Here is a 2113-nt window from a genome sequence, read left to right on the forward strand (position 1 = left end):
ACCATTGGAGTGATTGGGGGGAAAATTCAGGTTCTTTTTCCCCGAAAATTAGGTAATTGACACCTTCAAAATCGCTAAAACCCCACACCCTACACCCTACACCCCACACCCTGCCACCAGGAAAAACTTTTTCAGCAGACCCTAAATATTCTCGTTTTCAAGGTTTAATTGGGCAATAGCTTCATCAATTAAATCACAGCCCTCCCCCAGGGATTCGATGCGCGAAAACCGATCGCGCCAAACCGCCGCAGCAGTAAAATCCTGACAATACCAAGCCAGATGTTTCCGCGCTTGCCAAATACCGCGTTGTCCCTTGTATAGCCATAGCCCCTGTAAATGCTCTTTAGCTAGGCTTAACAGGTCAATAGAGGTGGGTTTCGGCAACTTTTTGCCTGTTTTGAGGTAATAATCGATTTCCCCCACTAAATAGGGATAACCGAGGGTTCCCCGCGAACACATCACCCCATCGGCCCGAGTAAATTCCAAACAATTAATCGCCGCTTCCACAGAAACAATATCACCATTAGCGATGACAGGAATCGATAAAACCTCCTTCACCCGTTTAATCCATTGCCAATCGGCTGGCCCGTGATAACCCTGTTCCCTAGTGCGTGCGTGCAGGGTCAACATTTGCGCTCCCGCATCTTCCAAACGACGGGCAAAATCGATAATATTAATCTCCTGAGCGTTCCATCCCAAGCGAGTTTTCACCGTTACTGGCACTGATACCGCTCTCACCACTTCCCTAACAATTTGCTCGGCAATTTCTGGCTGTCGTAAAAGGGAAGAACCGCCGCCTTTTTTAGTAATTTTATTAACAGGACAACCCATATTAATATCGATGGTCATCGCTCCTTCTTTAACCGCTTTTTTCGCCGCCACAGCCATAAAATCGGGACGGCAATCAAATAACTGCATACTAATTGGTTGTTCTTTGTCCCCGATAACCATCAATTGCGGTAACTCTTGCAGCTGGGAGATTTCTGTCGCGTTAACCATCTCCGTATAGAGCATCGAATCAGGAGCAAAGCGTCTCACCAAGCGCCGAAACACTAAATCGGTGACACCGGATAAAGGTGATTGCAAGACGCGGCTATGCACTTCTAAGTTACCGATTTTGAGAGGGGATGAGTAGATAGCCATAGAACCAGTTAAAAAATCAACAGCCAACACCAGCAAACCGAACAATTAGGGGATAGTTCCGTCACTGTTAGTATTTTGCCAACCCCTAATATATGCTTAACCGTCAACTTCTAGTCTAAAACTACCTGTATGATGATTGGAGAGGATAGAATCTTATCTCTCCTAAACGAGTAATTAAACAAAAATTTCGCTTTTTTTTATGGATAATCTGCAACTCTGGCAACGTTACCAAGATTGGTTATACTATCACCCTAACCTAGAACTTTATCTCGATGTCAGTCGGATTCCCTTCGATGAGGCTTTTCTCAAAGGTCTAGAAGCAAAATTCGAGCGTGCTTTCCAAGATATGGCAGCCTTAGAACAGGGTGCGATCGCAAATCCCGACGAACAGCGTATGGTCGGCCACTACTGGCTGCGCGCTCCTGAACTCGCTCCTAACCAGGAATTGCGGGCCGAAATCACCGAACCCCTAGCACAGATCAAAGAATTTGTCAAGAAAATTCACTCCGGAGCGATTAAGCCACCCAATCGGGCAAAATTTAGCCATATTCTCTGTGTAGGCATCGGGGGGTCTGCTTTGGGTCCCCAATTCGTCGGTTCGGCTCTATCCCCCCTTAATCCCCCCTTAGAGATTGCTTTTATTGATAATACCGACCCCAAAGGTATCGATCGCACCCTAGCCCATTTACCCTTAGCTACCACTCTCGTTATCGTCACCAGTAAATCCGGCGGCACTCCCGAAGCGAGAAACGGAATGTTAGAGGTCCGCAACGCTTACGAAAAACTGGATTTAGACTTTCCGCAACACGCGGTCGCCGTCACTATGCCTGGTAGCCAACTGGACAAATACGCCCAAGATTGGCTAACTCGTTTCCCCATGCAGGATTGGGTCGGTGGTCGTACATCAGAACTATCCGCCGTCGGTCTTCTCCCGGCCGCTTTGCAGGGTATCGACATTGATGAAATGTTA

Annotated in this window: 3 protein-coding genes; 2 read left to right on the forward strand and 1 reads right to left on the reverse strand. The window is 47.2% G+C overall.

What is annotated here, in order from left to right:
* Positions 1-56: 56 nt before the first annotated feature.
* Positions 57-179: a hypothetical protein gene (locus tag PX482_RS00115; protein ID WP_260324586.1), complete on the forward strand. Its 123-nt coding sequence runs from the start codon at positions 57-59 to the stop codon at positions 177-179.
* Here the strand turns inward: PX482_RS00115 and dusB are convergent.
* On the reverse strand, positions 142-1143 hold the full coding sequence (gene dusB, locus PX482_RS00120) for a tRNA dihydrouridine synthase DusB (protein ID WP_288096394.1): 1002 nt from the start codon (positions 1141-1143) through the stop codon (positions 142-144). The genes PX482_RS00115 and dusB overlap by 38 nt on opposite strands.
* A 199-nt stretch (positions 1144-1342) precedes the next feature.
* Here dusB and PX482_RS00125 point away from each other — a divergent pair.
* On the forward strand, positions 1343-2113 hold a 771-nt coding region (locus PX482_RS00125; RefSeq protein WP_502888547.1), incomplete at its 3' end, for a phosphoglucose isomerase-related protein.

Source organism: Microcystis sp. M53602_WE12 (assembly GCF_030065455.1).
Lineage (GTDB): Bacteria > Cyanobacteriota > Cyanobacteriia > Cyanobacteriales > Microcystaceae > Microcystis > Microcystis aeruginosa.

Bases quoted from the DNA above. Each gene is read 5' to 3' on its own strand.
- dusB (WP_288096394.1), bottom strand. From the start codon at position 1,143: ATGGCTATCTACTCATCCCCTCTCAAAATCGGTAACTTAGAAGTGCAT.